Origin of the sequence: Streptomyces sp. NPDC013157 (assembly GCF_042899865.1) — a bacterium.
Classification (GTDB): domain Bacteria; phylum Actinomycetota; class Actinomycetes; order Streptomycetales; family Streptomycetaceae; genus Streptomyces.
The window spans coordinates 266115-281391 of sequence record NZ_JBIBAK010000006.1 but is presented as its reverse complement, the minus strand read 5'-3'; the positions used below and the strand labels follow the sequence as shown (position 1 = coordinate 281391).

Annotated in this window: 12 protein-coding genes; 3 read left to right on the top strand and 9 right to left on the bottom strand. The window is 71.5% G+C overall.

Going from position 1 to position 15277, the window contains the following annotated elements; genetic code table 11:
• Positions 1-138 precede the first annotated feature (138 nt).
• The 4 genes from ACFY6U_RS20615 to rplU form a co-directional block, all read right to left on the bottom strand.
• Complete coding sequence (locus tag ACFY6U_RS20615) at positions 139-1368, bottom strand: hypothetical protein (protein ID WP_390040118.1); 1230 nt, start codon at positions 1366-1368, stop codon at positions 139-141.
• A gap of 306 nt (positions 1369-1674) precedes the next feature.
• Entirely contained in the window at positions 1675-3114 is a 1440-nt protein-coding gene (gene obgE, locus ACFY6U_RS20610) for a GTPase ObgE (protein WP_390040116.1), read from the bottom strand.
• Positions 3115-3263: 149 nt separating this feature from the next.
• A complete protein-coding gene (gene rpmA / locus ACFY6U_RS20605) occupies positions 3264-3518 on the bottom strand; it encodes a 50S ribosomal protein L27 (protein ID WP_030779398.1) in 255 nt (84 codons plus the stop codon).
• Positions 3519-3532: 14 nt separating this feature from the next.
• Complete coding sequence (gene rplU, locus ACFY6U_RS20600; RefSeq protein ID WP_007381993.1) at positions 3533-3853, bottom strand: 50S ribosomal protein L21; 321 nt, start codon at positions 3851-3853, stop codon at positions 3533-3535.
• Between the two features lie 346 nt (positions 3854-4199).
• Between rplU and ACFY6U_RS20595 the strand changes: the two genes are divergently transcribed.
• On the top strand, positions 4200-6233 hold the full coding sequence (locus tag ACFY6U_RS20595; RefSeq protein ID WP_390040113.1) for a glycosyltransferase family 2 protein: 2034 nt from the start codon (positions 4200-4202) through the stop codon (positions 6231-6233).
• Between the two features lie 48 nt (positions 6234-6281).
• Complete coding sequence (rfbC, locus tag ACFY6U_RS20590; protein WP_351493009.1) at positions 6282-6875, top strand: dTDP-4-dehydrorhamnose 3,5-epimerase; 594 nt, start codon at positions 6282-6284, stop codon at positions 6873-6875.
• A gap of 64 nt (positions 6876-6939) precedes the next feature.
• Here rfbC and ACFY6U_RS20585 read toward each other — a convergent pair whose 3' ends face one another.
• The 4 genes from ACFY6U_RS20585 to ACFY6U_RS20570 all read right to left on the bottom strand — a co-directional run bounded on the left by ACFY6U_RS20585 (position 6940) and on the right by ACFY6U_RS20570 (position 14157).
• Positions 6940-7734 carry a class I SAM-dependent methyltransferase gene (locus tag ACFY6U_RS20585; RefSeq protein ID WP_390040111.1) on the bottom strand — a complete coding sequence of 265 codons (795 nt, stop codon included), beginning with the start codon at positions 7732-7734 and terminating at the stop codon, positions 6940-6942.
• A gap of 245 nt (positions 7735-7979) precedes the next feature.
• Positions 7980-12137 (bottom strand): ribonuclease E/G, encoded by a 4158-nt coding sequence (locus tag ACFY6U_RS20580; protein ID WP_390040109.1) that lies wholly within the window; start codon positions 12135-12137, stop codon positions 7980-7982.
• A 276-nt stretch (positions 12138-12413) separates the two neighbouring features.
• Complete coding sequence (locus ACFY6U_RS20575) at positions 12414-13178, bottom strand: TIGR03936 family radical SAM-associated protein (RefSeq protein WP_390040107.1); 765 nt, start codon at positions 13176-13178, stop codon at positions 12414-12416.
• A 118-nt stretch (positions 13179-13296) separates the two neighbouring features.
• Entirely contained in the window at positions 13297-14157 is an 861-nt protein-coding gene (locus ACFY6U_RS20570) for a hypothetical protein (protein WP_390040106.1), read from the bottom strand.
• 171 nt (positions 14158-14328) lie between these two features.
• Here ACFY6U_RS20570 and ACFY6U_RS20565 point away from each other — a divergent pair, with 171 nt between their 5' ends.
• A complete protein-coding gene (locus ACFY6U_RS20565) occupies positions 14329-14682 on the top strand; it encodes a DUF805 domain-containing protein (protein ID WP_351493018.1) in 354 nt (117 codons plus the stop codon).
• 56 nt (positions 14683-14738) lie between these two features.
• On the opposite strand, the gene ACFY6U_RS20560 is transcribed toward ACFY6U_RS20565, so the two are convergent.
• Complete coding sequence (locus ACFY6U_RS20560) at positions 14739-15203, bottom strand: hypothetical protein (RefSeq protein ID WP_390040104.1); 465 nt, start codon at positions 15201-15203, stop codon at positions 14739-14741.
• Positions 15204-15277 lie beyond the last annotated feature (74 nt).

Below are 15277 nucleotides of genomic sequence, written 5' to 3'. Positions count from 1 at the left end.
TTTTTTTGTGTGTTTTTAACACCCGGGGTTTTTGGTTGGGGGGGGGGGGCGGGGCGCCGGGGGGGGGGGGGGCGGCGGGGGGGGGGGGGGCGGCCCCCGCGCCCCGCCCCCCCCCCCGCCGCACGGTCTCCCGGTGCCTCACCGTCGTCGCAGCTTCTTAAGACATCGGTGCCCCAGGACCCGCACCAGCTCCTTCGACGACGTCTGGTGCACGGTGCGGGACTTCGCCTCGGCGGTGTGGCGTACCGGGGCCGCGGCCGCAGCGGCGAGCGCGCCGTAGAGCGCCTGGGCGGCGACCTCGGGGGCGATGCGGGCCTCGGCGGCGGGCGGTCCCGGCTGGGCGGGGATGGCGGGCAGGGCGTAGAGCAGGGCCGGGTCGCCGACGACGCGGACCCCCATGGCGCCGATGCGTTCCACCATCTCGGCGCCGATGCGGCCGGCGGCCTCGACGGCCCAGGCGGGGGTGGAGATCTTCACGTCGGCGGCGGTGGGGTTGCACGAGTTCTTCATATGCATGACGGCGCCGTTGCGGACGAGCTTGGAATACAGCTCGTCGGGGAGTCCATTGCCGCGGAATTCCACGTTGAGCTTTCGCAGCATTTCGGTCTCGGCGAGGGTGAGGGAGCGGTTCGCCGCGTCCGGGACGGGCTGGAGGAGTTTTCCGGGGAGGCCGAGGAGGGCTTCGAAGGTGCGCATCAGGCCGTCGCGGTCCCGGTCGTCGACCACGACGACGGTGATCCGGTCGGTGCCGACCGCGCGGCTCCAGCGTTCGACGAGCCGGTCGTGCCGGTGCCGGCGCCAGAAGCTGGGGTTGGGCTTCTCGTAGGGGGCCTTGCGGAGCATGTGGTCCAGCCAGTCCTCGTAGCCCATGCGCAGTCCGTTCTGCACGTACTGCTGCCACTGGGAGGGCATGATCCTGGCGAGCGGGCGGAGGGTGACGAGGACGTGGACGCGTTCGCCGCCGAGTTGCTCGACGATGCGGGCGACGGTCTCGTCGTCGGGGGCGTCGGCGAAGAACTCGCTGCTGATCACCGAGGTGCGGGTGCCGGTGGCCTCGACCTGTTTGAGCAGCCGTTCCCAGTGCTTCTCGGTGGGCAAGGTGTCGCCCATCATCGCGGGCCGGGCGCAGGCGGCCAGGGCGGCCTCCATCGGGTGCCGGGTGGTCGCCGGGAACTCCACACCGTGTTCGGGCAGCTTGTCCTTCGCGGCGAACAGGGCGCCCTGGATGGCCGTGGTGCCGGTTTTGTGCGGGCCGATGTGCAGCAGGCGGGTGCCGTCGGGCAGGGCGGCAAGGGGACCGGTGGGGCCTGCGGGGCCTGTGGTGGCGTTGTTCACCGGGGCTTCGCCTCTCGTGCAGTCCGTCTCCATGGTTAACGAAAGGTAAGACGTTTACCTTAGGTTCACCTGAGAGAAGCCTGGGACACAGATGAGTCCCAGGCTCCCGTTACACAGACTTGACCTTCGGCGCGCCCGGTTCGCGGGCTTCACCTCCCGTACTTCCGGCTCGTCCGTTTCGACGCGCGGGGTGGCGAGTGTGCTCGCGGCGGCCCGCGGGTCGACGGCGGTGTCGATCAGGCGGGCAACGGAAAACCCGTTGCGGCCGGGAACTGGTCCCGGCCGCAACGGGTCCGGCGGTGGATCGGTGCTCCCCGGCAAGCGGGGAGGCCGGCGGTCCTACTCGAACGGGTCGAAGTCGCCGTACTCCCGGAGGGACTCGTCCCGTTCCGCCTGCCGGTCGCGGCGGCGCTGCACGGCGGGCCGCTGTTCCTCGAAGCGGTGGTCCTCGCCGCGGCGGCCGAGCATCTCGGCGCCGGACATCATGGACGGTTCCCAGTCGAAGACGACGGCGTTGTCCTCGGGGCCGATGGCGACGCCGTCGCCGGCCCGGGCGCCCGCCTTCATCAACTGCTCTTCCACACCGAGGCGGTTGAGGCGGTCGGCGAGGTAGCCGACGGCTTCGTCGTTGTTGAAGTCGGTCTGGCGGACCCAGCGTTCGGGTTTCTCGCCGCGCACCCGGAAGAGGCCGTCCTCCTCCTGGGTGACGGTGAAGCCGGCGTCGTCGACGGCCTTGGGCCGGATGACGATCCGGGTCGCCTCCTCCTTCGGCTTGGCGGCGCGGGCCTTGGCGACCAGCTCGCCGAGTGCGAACGTCAGCTCGCGCAGCCCCAGGTGGGCGACCGCGGACACCTCGAAGACGCGGTAGCCGCGGGCCTCCAGGTCGGGGCGGACCATCTCGGCGAGGTCCTTGCCGTCGGGGACGTCGATCTTGTTGAGGACGACGATGCGGGGCCGGTCGCTGAGGCCGCCGTACTGCTTGAGCTCCTCCTCGATGACGTCGAGGTCGGAGACGGGGTCGCGCTCGGACTCCAGGGTCGCGGTGTCGAGGACGTGGACGAGGACGCTGCACCGCTCGACGTGGCGCAGGAACTCCAGGCCGAGGCCGCGGCCCTGGCTGGCGCCGGGGATGAGGCCGGGCACGTCGGCGATGGTGTAGACGGTGGAACCGGCGGTCACCACGCCGAGGTTGGGGACCAGAGTGGTGAACGGGTAGTCGGCGATCTTCGGCTTGGCGGCGGAGAGCACGGAGATCAGCGAGGACTTGCCGGCGCTCGGGTAGCCGACCAGCGCCACGTCGGCGACGGTCTTGAGCTCTAGGACGATGTCGTCGAGGTCGCCGGGCTCGCCGAGCAGCGCGAAGCCGGGGGCCTTGCGGCGGGCGCTGGCGAGGGCCGCGTTGCCGAGGCCGCCGCGGCCACCCTGGGCGGCGACGTAGGAGGTGCCGTGGCCGACGAGGTCGGCGAGGACATTGCCGGCCTTGTCCAGCACCACGGTGCCGTCCGGCACCGGCAGGACCAGGTCCTGGCCGTCCTTGCCGGCCCGGTTGCCGCCCTCGCCGGGCTTGCCGTTGGTGGCCTTGCGGTGCGGGGAGTGGTGGTAGTCGAGGAGTGTCGTCACCGACTGGTCGACGGTCAGGGTGACGTCGCCGCCACGGCCGCCGTTGCCGCCGTCGGGGCCGCCGAGCGGCTTGAACTTCTCCCGGTGCACGGAGGCGCAGCCGTGGCCTCCGTTACCCGCGGCGATGTGCAGCTCGACGCGGTCCACGAAGGTGGTCATGGTGCAGTGCCTCCTGGGGGTCCCCCCGGCCGAAGGCTGGGGGAGTACGGGTAATACCAATGTCAACACGCGAAAGGCGGACCCGCCTTCCCGATCGGGAAGTGAGGTCCGCCTCGCGAAACGTTCGGTCTGGGCTCTGAAACTCAGGCTCAGGCGACCGGAACGATGTTCACGACCTTGCGGCCACGGTGGGTACCGAACTCCACCGCACCGGGCAGGAGCGCGAACAGCGTGTCGTCGCCGCCGCGGCCGACGCCCGCACCCGGGTGGAAGTGGGTGCCGCGCTGACGGACCAGGATCTCGCCCGCGTTGACGACCTGACCGCCGAAGCGCTTCACGCCGAGGCGCTGAGCGTTGGAGTCACGACCGTTACGGGTGGACGATGCGCCCTTCTTGTGTGCCATCTCTCCTCAGTCCCTTACTTCGCAGCCGCGGGGATCTCAGTGACCTTGATCGCCGTGTACTGCTGGCGGTGGCCCTGACGACGGCGGTAGCCGGTCTTGTTCTTGTAGCGAAGGATGTCGATCTTGACGCCCTTGTGGTGGTCCACGACCTCGGCCTGGACCTTGATGCCGGCCAGGACCCACGGGTCGCTGGTCACAGCGTCGCCGTCGACAACGAGCAGGGTCGAGAGCTCGACCGTGTCGCCAACCTTGGCGGTGGAAATCTTGTCAACCTCGACGATGTCGCCGACAGCAACCTTGTGCTGGCGACCACCGCTGCGCACGATGGCGTACACGCGGATCTCACTCTCTCGCTCGGGAACGGCACCCCCGCAGTCCAGCCGCCCGGCGGACGCGGGCGGCCTCTCCGGAACAGCGTGCGCTCCGGAGGAAGAGGTTTACGGGGATGTGGCACGTCCTCATATCCATGGACACGCCGACGGTCAAGGCTACGGGGCCACGCGGAGGCGGTCAAACCGGGCCTGTGCCGATCTCCGCGACCGATCCTCCCGCCGACCCGGTCGCCCCTGAGAAACAGCTGCGGTTACCCTGTGACTCCACTCGTGCGTCAGTTGGTCACCGGCTGTACACGGATCATTAATGTCGTCGTCAGCATCCTAAAAGTGGAGCCAGGTAACAGAGATGTCGATCAAGGTGAGCGTCATCATCCCGGTCTACAACCCGGGAAAGTACATCCAACCCTGCATCGACTCCCTGTTGAGGCAGACTCTTCCCGCGGACGAGTTCGAGGTCCTGTTCGTCGACGACGGCTCGACCGACGACAGTCCCGCGGAACTGGACGCCCTCGCCGAGAAGCACCCGCACTTCCGGGTGATCCACATACCGAACTCCGGCTGGCCCGGCAAGCCGAGGAACATCGGCGTGGGCGAGGCGAAGGGCGAGTACGTCCAGTTCGTCGACCAGGACGACTACCTGGCCTCCGACGCCCTGCGCCGGCTGTACGAGATGGGGCACCGCAACGGTTCCGACATCGTCATCGGCAAGGTGGCCAGCAACTTCCGGGGCGTACCGCACGGCGTCTTCAAGGCGGACCGGGAGAAGTGCACCATCCACGACGCGCCGCTGTACGACAGTCTCACGCCGCACAAGATGTTCCGCGCGGAGTTCCTGCGCGAGAACAAGATCGCCTATCCCGAGGGCAAGCGGCGCCTGGAGGACCAGCTGTACATGATGGAGGCGTACTTCCCCGCCAAGGTCGTCTCCATCCTCGGCAGCTACACCTGCTACTACTACTCGAAGCGCGACGACGGCAAGAACGCGGGTTCCACGCGCATCGTCCCGTCGGGTTACTACGGGAACCTCCGTGAGGTGCTCGACGTCGTCATGGCGAACACCGAGCCCGGTGAGTTCCGCGACCTGCTCCTGCGCCGTTTCTACCGGGTGGAGATGCTCGGCCGGCTCAGCGAGCCCAACGTCCTCAAGTACGACGAGGCCTACCTCGGCGAGATGCTGGAGGCCGTGCGGCCGCTGGCCGAGGAGTTCATGGGCGAGGGCGTGCGCGACGGGCTCGGCGCCCTCACCCGTGTCCGCTCGACGCTGCTGCGCCGGGACGACAGCGAGGGCCTGCTGCGGTTCGCCCGCTTCGGGCTCTCCGTCAAGGGCGCGACCCGCCTGGAGACGGCCGAGTGGCGGTCCGACGGCAAGCTCGCCGTCACCGTCAGCGCCCGGCTGGTGCACGGCGACGACGCCGAACCGGTCCGCCTGCTGCGCCGCGACGGCCGCTTCTATCTGCACCCCGAGCTGGTCCAGGACGTGCTGGAGGCCGGCGAGCTGGTCGATGTCACGGACGAGATGGACCAGTTCAAGGCCGAGATGTCGCTGCGCAACCGCGAGACGGCCGTCGAATGGCCGTGCGCGGCCGAGTTCACCTCGCATGTCGAGGACCTCGGCGACGGCGCCTGCGAGGTCGTCCTGCGCGGCAGCGGTGTGGTCAGTCCCCAGGGCGTAAAGGGGCGCGGCCCGGTCTCCAAGGGTTTCTGGGACATCTGGATCAGCGTCCGGGGCCTCGGTCTGGTCCGCAAGGCCCGGCTCGGCGCCGACCGCGTCACCGGTGTGGAGACGGATCTGCGCCCCGCGCTGCTCGGCTCCCCCGCCCGCCCGGTCATCCCGTACTTCACCGACCCGCACGGCAACCTCACCCTGGACGTCGCCCGCCGCAGCAAGAGGCTGGCGCCGTACCTGGAGAACCGCCCCGTGCAGCGGATGCCGGGCAGCCGTCCGGAGCTGCGGCTGGACGTGTTCACCCGCCCGAAGACCGCGCCGGCCAGGACCGAGCTGGTCCTCAGTTCCGAGGGCGGCGGCGGTACGCACGTGGTGTCCGCCGAGATCCGCAACGTGGCCGGCCGCGCCCATATCGCCGTTCCCACGCGTGCGGCGTCGGTTCCCGCGGGCCGCTGGAACCTGGCGGCCCGGCTGGACGGCGAGAAGGACGCGGCCCTGCCGCTGTGCACCGTGACCGTCAGGAGCAACGGGCGGCTGCGGCTCGACGACGGCCTGCCCGTGGTGGATCCCCAGCTCGTCCGCGCGACGCTGGCCAAGCGCCGCAAGGCGGCCCTGCGGCGGCGACTGCGCGCCGTCGGCGGTCCGGTCGTGCGCAGGCTGCCCGCCCCGGCCCGCAAGAAGCTGCGCGGCCTGGCGGCGAGGCTGACCGGCTGATCCGCCGGACCCACCACGGACACGCACCACGACAAGGATGTGATCGACATGCGGGAGCTCGGCATCGCCGGCGCCTGGATCCATGAACCGAAGGTCTTTCCGGACGCCCGCGGGAGCTTCCACGAGTGGTTCAAGGGACCGGACTTCGCCGAGGCCACGGGCCATCGGCTGAATCTGGCGCAGGCCAACTGTTCGGTCTCCAGCCGCGGCACCCTGCGCGGCATCCACTTCGCCGACGTGCCGCCCAGCCAGGCCAAGTACGTCAAGTGCGTGCGTGGCGCCGTGCTGGACGTCATCGTCGACATCCGTACGGGCTCACCCACGTACAAGCAGTGGGAAGCCGTACGGCTGGACGACGTGGACCACCACTCGGTCTACCTCTCCGAGGGGCTCGGGCACGCCTTCATGGCGCTGACCGACGACGCCACCGTGGTGTACCTGTGCTCCGAGGGGTACGCCCCGCAGCGCGAGCACGGCATCCACCCGCTCGACCCCGAGCTGGGCATCGAGTGGCCGTCGGGGCTGGCCCCGGTGCTGTCCGAGAAGGACGCCGCGGCGCCGTCCCTGGCCGAGGCGGAAGCCGCGGGCCTGCTGCCGTCCTACGAGGCGTGCCAGGCCTACCTGGCGGAGTTGCGCGCCTGAGACCGGTATGACGAGGGGCCTCGCGGAAGATCCGCGAGGCCCCTCGTCCTTTTCGCTCTGCCGCTCAGCCGCCCAGCGCCGCGATCTGCCCCCGCAGCCGTTCGAAGCCGGCGCGCGGACGGCGCAGGTTCCGGGCCCGGATCAGGGCGGGCCAGAAGTCCGCCGCCAGCAGCGCCTCCGGCCGCGCGGCGTGCTTGCGCACCAGCACCTCGTCGGGGACCGCCTGCGGATCCGGGGTGACGTACTCCTTGAGGATGTCGTCGTAGGCGTCCTTGAGGACCGTGTTCTGCGGATCGGCCCCGAAGACCACGGCGACGCCGGTCGGTGCGGTGTCGATCTCGAGGACCACCAGGTCGGGGCGGTACTTGCGCAGGACCGTCACCAGTTTGTAGACGTCGCCGGTCCAGTACTTGGTGTGCCGGTCGCGCGCCGCCTCGTCCACGTCGCGGGGCAGCATGTCGTCGAGGACGATCACGCTCGACCAGCGTGAGTGGCGTTCGACGTTCATGAAGTCGCGCAGCGCGTACTCGAAGAGATGCATGCCGTCGATGAAGGACAGTTCCAGCGTGGGATCGCCTCCGAGCACCCCGAGCGGGTCGCGACGGGCGAGGGCGCGGAAGGGGTTGCGGCCGCGCCGCAGGTGCACCAGCGGGTCCTTGCGGGCGAAGAAGTCGTCACTGGTCGACTGGACCAGGTGGACGTCGCAGCTGATCGACGTCACCACCTTGAAGGCCGGGTCGATCGCCACGGACGCCACACGCGAGAGCGCCAGGCTGCGACCGTCATTGACACCGATCTCCAGATAGTTGCGCGGGTGGTAGACACGGTGCAGTCCACGCAGCAGTTCATGACGGTTCACTCAAGCGGCCTTTCGTCGTAATTCCGCTGTTCGGGTTCCCGGCGAAGTTACTCGTATGACTGGCATGCGCGTAACCTTTCCCGTCAATTTACCGAGCGTTCCCTGTGAACGGGCCGGCGTCCCGGCAACCGTTGTCGTCCGGTCGGTCACGCTGTGTGGCGGGCGTCCAGGTCGTTGCCCGGACATGCGAACGGCTCCCGGCCGTGGGGCCGGGAGCCGTTCGCACATGTGCAGGCCGAGGGCCGTCAGTCCTCGTCGGAGGCGGTGGTGACCGTGGTGGTCTTCTTCGCCGTCGACTTGGCGGCGGCCGTCTTGGCGGTCTTGGCCGCCTTCTTGGCCGTCGTCTTCTTCGCCGCGGTCTTCTTGGCAGTGGTCTTCTTGGCCGCCGTCTTCTTCGCCGCGGTCTTCTTGGCGGCCGTCTTGCGGGCCGTCTTCTTGGCCGGAACGGCCTCCTCGACGCCCTCCTCAGCAGCCTCAGCGGCCTCGGGGGGGGCCTCCTCGCCCGCCGGCGTCTCCGCCGACGGTACGACCACGACGGCCGCCTCCTCGGACGCGGTCGGCGCGGTGGCCTTGCGCACCGCGCGGCGGCGCGGGCGGGCCGGAGCGGCGCTCTCGGCGGCCGCGGCCGCCTCGGGCCCAGCGACCGCTTCGGGCGCCGTCTCGGCGACCGTCTCCGCCACCGCTTCCGCGACGGTCTCCGCCACCGGAGCGCTCTCGGCGACGACCGTCACCACGGTCGCCTCGGCACCGGCCGGGGAACCGGCGGGCGCCGACACCTTCCGGGTGGCACGCCGACGCGTACGGCCCTTGGGCGCGGCCTCCTCGGCGGCCTCGACCACCGGGTCCTCGACGGCGACCGGCTCGGCGTGTGCCGCGGCGGCCGGCTCGGGCAGCACCGGACGCTCCGCCTCGGCGGCGGACGGTACGTCCTGCGCGGTCGGTGCCTCGGCGGCGGTCTCGGTGCGTGCCGTACGCCCCTTGGGCGCGCCGGCCGGAGCCGAGGTCCTGCGGCTCGCGCGGCGGCGGGTACGGCCGCGGCCGGCCGCGGCCTCCGCCTCGGCGACGCTGCTGTACAGCTCCTCGTCCGGCGCGAAGTCGGGTGCGGGCAGCGCGACGGGCTCGGCGGCCTCGGCCGCGACCTCCGCCGCGGTCTCGACCGCGTGGACGGCCTCGGCGTGCTCGACGGCCCCGTCGGACACGACCTCGTGGGTCTCGTGCACGTCGTGGTCGTGCTCGTGTCCGTCGCCGCCGCGCCCGCGCTTCCTGCGCTTGCCGCCGCCACCGCCGCCGCTGGAGCTGGGCTGCTCCATGTGGACGATGACGCCACGGCCGTTGCAGTGCACGCAGGTCTCGGAGAAGGACTCCAGGAGGCCCTGTCCGACGCGCTTGCGGGTCATCTGGACGAGCCCCAGCGAGGTCACCTCGGCCACCTGGTGCTTCGTACGGTCCCGCCCGAGGCATTCGAGCAGGCGCCGCAGCACCAGGTCCCGGTTGGACTCCAGGACCATGTCGATGAAGTCGATGACGATGATGCCGCCGAGGTCGCGCAGCCGGAGCTGGCGGACGATCTCCTCGGCCGCCTCCAGGTTGTTGCGGGTCACCGTCTCTTCGAGGTTGCCGCCCTGGCCGGTGAACTTGCCGGTGTTGACGTCGACGACGACCATCGCCTCGGTCCGGTCGATGACCAGCGAACCGCCGCTGGGCAGCCAGACCTTGCGGTCCAGGGCCTTGGACAGCTGCTCGTCGATCCGGTACGTGGCGAAGACGTCGACCTCGGAGGTCCACTTCGACAGGCGTTCCGCGAGGTCGGGCGCGACGTGGGAGACGTAGCCGTGGACGGTCTCCCAGGCCTCGTCACCGCTGACGACGACCTTGGAGAAGTCCTCGTTGAAGATGTCGCGGACGACCCGGACGGTCATGTCCGGCTCGCCGTACAGCAGCGTCGGGGCGTTGCCGTTCTTCGACTTCTTCTGGATGTCCTCCCACTGCGCCTGGAGCCGTTCGACGTCGCGGCGCAGTTCGTCCTCGCTGGCGCCCTCGGCGGCGGTGCGCACGATGACGCCCGCGTCCTCGGGGACGATCTTCTTGAGGATGGTCTTCAGCCGTGCGCGCTCGGTGTCGGGCAGCTTGCGGCTGATGCCGGTCATCGAGCCCTCGGGGACGTACACGAGGTAACGGCCGGGGAGGGAGACCTGGCTGGTGAGGCGGGCGCCCTTGTGGCCGATCGGGTCCTTCGTCACCTGGACGAGCACGGACTGGCCGGACTTCAGGGCGGACTCGATACGGCGCGGGCCGTTGGCCATGCCCAGCGCCTCGAAGTTGACCTCGCCGGCGTACAGGACGGCGTTGCGGCCCTTGCCGATGTCGATGAAGGCGGCCTCCATCGACGGCAGCACGTTCTGGACCTTGCCCAGGTAGACGTTGCCGACGTACGAGGTCGACTGCTCCTTGTTGACGTAGTGCTCGACGAGCACGCCGTCCTCCAGGACGCCGATCTGGGTGCGGTCGCCGTGCTGGCGTACGACCATCACGCGCTCGACGGCCTCGCGGCGGGCGAGGAACTCGGCCTCGGTGATGATCGGGACGCGTCGGCGGCCCTGCTCGCGGCCCTCGCGGCGGCGCTGCTTCTTGGCCTCCAGGCGGGTCGAGCCCTTGATGGACTGGACCTCGTCGGACGGCTCGGAGGGCTTGCGGGGCTCGCGGACCTTGACGACCGTGCGCTCCGGGTCGTTCTCGCCGGGCTCGTTGTCGGGGGTGTCCCCGGCACGCCTGCGGCGGCGCCGGCGACGGCGGCTGCTGGAGGAGGACAGGCCGGCCTCGTCGTGGGCCTCCTCGTCGTCCTCTTCCTCTTGCTCGGCGGTGTCCTCGGCGTCCTGCTCGGCCTGCTCGGCGGCAAGCTCGTCGGTGCCGTCGTCGCCGCCCTCGCCGTCGGCGGCGTCACCGCGGCGGCGGCGTCGGCCACCACGACGGCGGCGCCGGCGGGAGCCGGACTCCTCGGCCTCGTCCTCGCCGTCGGCGATGTCCTCGACGGACTCCTCCGGCTCGTCGGTCTCGTCCTCGGCGGTGGTCTCGGCGACCGGGGCCTCCTCCACGGCGCCCCGGCGGCGGCGTCGGCGGCGCGAACCGGCCTCGGCCTGCTCGGCCTGCTCGGCGGCGAAGGCCGTGGCAGCGGCGGAAGCGGTGGAAGCAGAGGGGGCGGCGGAGACGGGGGCAGCGGTGGCTGCCGGGAGCTCCTCCGGTTCCCCGGCGCCCGCGGCCGAGGCGGCGGCCTCCGCGGCGGCGCGCTCCGGGGTCTGGAACTTCGGCTCGGTGAACACGGGCGCCTGGAAGACGGCGACGGCGGGCCGGGCCGGGCGGCGCTGCGGCTCCTCCTCGGCGCCGGCCCGGGCGGCCGGCTCGGAGAACCCGGTGGCGGCCTGCCGCACGACGCGCCGCCTGCGGCGGGGCGCCTCGGTCTCGACGGGCTCGGCGGCCGGGGTCTCGGCGACCACGGCCTGCGGCTCCTCGGCGGCGGCCGTCTCGGCGGCAGCGGCCTCGGGCGCACCGGCGGGCGCGGACACCCGGCGGGTGGCGCGGCGACGGGTCCGGGGAACGGCCGGGGTCTCCTCGGGAGCCTCGACGGCCTCAACGGCTTCGGGCTCCTCGATGGCCTCGGCGGACGCGGCGGTCTCGGTACCGGCCTCGGCCGGTACGGCCGGGGTCTTGGCCTCTTCGCCGGCCTCGGCAGTCTCCGGGGTACCGGCGGGCGCGGACACCCGGCGGGTCGCACGGCGACGCGTCCGCGGAGCGGGCGCGGCCTCCTCGACGGTTTCTGCGGCCTCTGCGGCCTCTGCGGCTTCTACGGTGTCGGCGGCCTCGGCCGGCTCAGGGGCCTCGACGGCGGCCGGGGACGCGGTGGGCGCGGAGACCCGGCGGGTCGCACGGCGACGGGTCCGCGGAGCGGGCGTGGCCTCCTCGCCGCCGTCAGCGGCGGACTCGACCGCGGCGGTGCTCTCGGCGAGCTCGCTCACGGCACCGGCGGCAGCAGGAGCGGCGGCGGGGACGACGGTCTCCGCGGCCTCGGCTGCCTCGGCGGGGGCGCCGGCGGGTGCGGACACCCGGCGGGACGCACGGCGACGCGTCCGCGGAGCGGGCGCGGCCTCCTCGACGGTTTCTGCGGCCTCTGCGGCCTCCACCGGCTCAGGGGCCTCGGCGACCTCTTCCGTGACCTCTTCCGGCGCTTCGGCGGCGGACTCGAAGGTCTCGGCGGCCGGTACGGCCTGCACGGTGGTCTCGGCCACGGCCTCGGTCCCGGCGGGCGGTCCCGCGGGGCGGGACGCGGCACGGCGACGCCTGCGCGGCGGCAGGGTGTCGCTGGGGGTGTTCAGTTCGGAGCCCTCGGTGGGCTCGGTCGGTTCGAGCATGCGGGCGTTTCTCCCGTCAGGCTCCCGGGCGCCGCGCCTGGTCCGGCGTCGATCGGTTCGAGCGACCGCCGGTGACGTCCACGGCTCGCGCGATGCGCGGTGCCGCCGTGTGGGGCGCGGGCGCCGCACAGGAGCTCTCTGTGTCCTGTCTCGCCGGTTCCGTACGCCTTGTCGCGGACGGCCTGGCGAAAGTCTTCTGGTCGGTGCGCTGCCCGACCCAGGTGGCTCCCGAGTACGAGGGCTGCGCTACGACGTCCGTCCTTCGCGGGACCTTCCTTACGCCGGCACCGTCGCGGCGGCAGTCGGTTCGGCCTTCGAGAGGGCCTCGGCTGCCTCGCGGTCGGGCGCGAGCGGGTCGGTCACCGTGCCGGTCTCTTCATCGAGCAGCCCCTGCGCCAGCCTGGTCACCGCTGCGGGGACCGGCGGCGCCAGGTCGGCCACGGCGCGGAGACCGGACAGGACGTCGTCGGGTCGTACGGCAGGCGTCACGTGCCGAACAACCAGCCGCAGTATCGCACAGGGCTGGTCGGTCGGCCTATCAGCCGTTTCACTCTGTGTTTCAAGTTGTACGACGGCGGGGCGGGCGTCGAAGGTGCGGACGCCGTTCTTGGTGGTGCGCCGGACCTCGACGGACTCGGCGGCGTTGAACGCCGCGACCGCGTTCTCGGCCTCCGCCGGGTCCTGGCCGGCCAGTCGCAGCTCCCACACGGAGGCGGTGAGCCGGTCGGCCAGTCCGGACGTGTGTGCCTCGACCGCGTCGACGATGTCGAGCCCGGCGGGCAGGGACTCGTCGAGGAGGGCGCGCAGCCGCTCCGGGTCGCGGTGTGCGGTGAGCGCGATCTCCAGGTACTCGGCCTCGCTGCCCGTGCCGGTGGGTGCGGCATTGGCGTACGACACCTTCGGGTGCGGTGTGAACCCCGCCGAGTACGCCATGGGCACCTCGGCGCGGCGCAGCGCACGCTCGAAGGCGCGCTGGAAGTCACGGTGGCTGGTGAACCGGAGGCGGCCGCGCTTGGTGTAGCGCAGTCGGATGCGCTGCACCGCGGGTGCGGGCGGCGGGCCTTCGGGCTGTCGCTTGCCCAGTGTCGTCAGTCCTTCGTGGTTCTGGTGCGTTCTTGTGCGGGGGCCGTACCGCTGTGGGCGGTACGGCTGTGTACTGCTATCCATCAAGAGTACGTGTGTCGCGGCCCCTGGGTTCCCGGCGGTCCACGGGCGCGGGCCGCCGCGGCTCGCCGAAGAGGGCGCGGCGGAGGTCGGCGCGCGCCTGGCGGACGGCACGGCCGATCGCGCGTGCGGCCTCGGCCGCCGGGTGCAGGACGAGGTCGCGGACGACGTGTCCGACCGGGGTGAGGACGGTCCGGTACACCCACCGCGCGGGCTCCAGGAAGATCCACCGGAAGAGGGTGCCGAGCACCCGTCCGACGGCACGTGCGACGTGTCCGGCGGCCCGCCAGGCGTGGCCGAGTGCCTCCCCGATCTCCGTGAGGACGATGCCGAGGACGCGGCCGGCCGGGGCGAGGATCCAGCGCCACAGGGTGAGGGCGGGCACGACGAGGAGCACCCGCGCGGTCCAGTACAGGGCGGTGCCGAGCATGTGGAGTGCCCAGGCCACGGCCTTCACGGCGGGCGTGAGGAGCAGTACGAGCGCGTGGCCGATCGGGGTGAGCACGCGCGCGTAGAACCACACGAGCGCACGGCCGGCCGGGGGGAACACCCGCGCGCAGAGCCACCGGAGGGCGTGGCCGAGGGGGGTGAGCAGGTAGCGGTACAGCCAGATCAGGGGGACGACGAGGAGCGCGTGGAGAATCAGGCCGATCGCGCGTCCCAGCGGGGCGAGGACGTACCGCCACAGGAACCGTGCGGCCGCGGCGAACGCGTCCCAGAGCAGGCGTACCGGCAGCACGACCAGGAAGACGAAGATACGGACGGGGATTCTGATCGCGACGACCAGGCATCCCTCGGGGTGCTGCGCCTGTGGCGGTGGTTGTGGCGGCCGCCGGGGCCGTTTCTGCATGTCCATGGCCGAAGAGACGTTATCGCGGGCCGTGCGGATGCGATCGGGTGGCGTTGATCACCGATCGGCGGCGAGACGGTAACGGTTGACCCGCACACGCCAATCTGATTGGAACCGGCCATGTCGGCTTGATTTGCTGTGCGCACAATCACGCCTTGATCCCCGGGGGGACGAGTAATGAACTGGTACGTGGACGTACTGAAGAAGTACGTGGTGTTCAGCGGACGCGCGCGTCGGCAGGAATACTGGATGTTCACGCTGATCAACACGATCGTCGCAATCGTGCTCATCGCAGTCGGCGCGGCCATCCACTTCAGCGCCCTCGCCGCGATCTACGACCTCGCGGTCCTACTGCCCAGCCTCGGTGTCGCGGTCCGCCGGCTGCACGACACCGGCCGCTCCGGCTGGGCGATCCTGGTCGGCATCATCCCGCTGGTCGGCTGGATCTTCGTGCTCGTCTGGCTCGCCTCCGACGGCAAGCCGGAGGAGAACCAGTACGGCGCCAACCCGAAGTTCGCGGCCGCCGTCTGACACGCCGACACCCGAAGGCCCGCCGGAACCGACCGGCGGGCCTTCGCCGCTTTCCGCTACCCGCCGGAGGACGAACTCCTGTTGCGTTCGGTCTGCAGGTGCAGCACCAGGAAGAGGACGCGCAGCAGGTCGTCGGGGAGGGCGTGCAGACCCGCGGGCAGGACGACGCGGCGGGGCCGCCCGCCCAGCAGGTCGTACTCCACGGACAGCGGGCCGACTCCGCGCACCCGGCCGCTGAGCCTGGGGTGGTCGATCGGGTACGGCCCGATCCGCCGCGGGATCCCGGACCAGGCGGCGCAGTCGACGTCCCAGCTCCCGAACGTCCTGGGAACGCTGCCCAGGCGGCCGTAGCCGATCTCGACGTCGCCGATCCGGCGCAGCCGGCTGCCGAGCAGGTCGTACTCCAGCGGATGCGGCCCGAGCGCGCGGGGCCGGCCGCCCCACCGGCCGTAGGTCAGTTCGACCTCCCCGATGCTGCGGAGCCGGCCGCCGAGCAGGTCGTACCTCAGTTCCAGTTCCATGTCCGCCAGCTCCCCCGCAGTCCGCCGGTGTTCGGCTCCACACCCGTGTTCGGTTTTCCTGATTGTGCGGCCGG

What these genes read in the sequence shown, in the direction of transcription:
- ACFY6U_RS20615 (WP_390040118.1), bottom strand. Translation starts at nt 1,368, where the DNA reads ATGGAGACGGACTGCACGAGAGGCGAAGCCCCGGTGAACAACGCCACC.
- obgE (WP_390040116.1), bottom strand. Translation starts at nt 3,114, where the DNA reads ATGACCACCTTCGTGGACCGCGTCGAGCTGCACATCGCCGCGGGTAAC.
- rpmA (WP_030779398.1), bottom strand. Translation starts at nt 3,518, where the DNA reads ATGGCACACAAGAAGGGCGCATCGTCCACCCGTAACGGTCGTGACTCC.
- ACFY6U_RS20595 (WP_390040113.1), top strand. Translation starts at nt 4,200, where the DNA reads ATGTCGATCAAGGTGAGCGTCATCATCCCGGTCTACAACCCGGGAAAG.
- rfbC (WP_351493009.1), top strand. Translation starts at nt 6,282, where the DNA reads ATGCGGGAGCTCGGCATCGCCGGCGCCTGGATCCATGAACCGAAGGTC.
- ACFY6U_RS20580 (WP_390040109.1), bottom strand. Translation starts at nt 12,137, where the DNA reads ATGCTCGAACCGACCGAGCCCACCGAGGGCTCCGAACTGAACACCCCC.
- ACFY6U_RS20570 (WP_390040106.1), bottom strand. Translation starts at nt 14,157, where the DNA reads ATGGACATGCAGAAACGGCCCCGGCGGCCGCCACAACCACCGCCACAG.
- ACFY6U_RS20565 (WP_351493018.1), top strand. Translation starts at nt 14,329, where the DNA reads ATGAACTGGTACGTGGACGTACTGAAGAAGTACGTGGTGTTCAGCGGA.
- ACFY6U_RS20560 (WP_390040104.1), bottom strand. Translation starts at nt 15,203, where the DNA reads ATGGAACTGGAACTGAGGTACGACCTGCTCGGCGGCCGGCTCCGCAGC.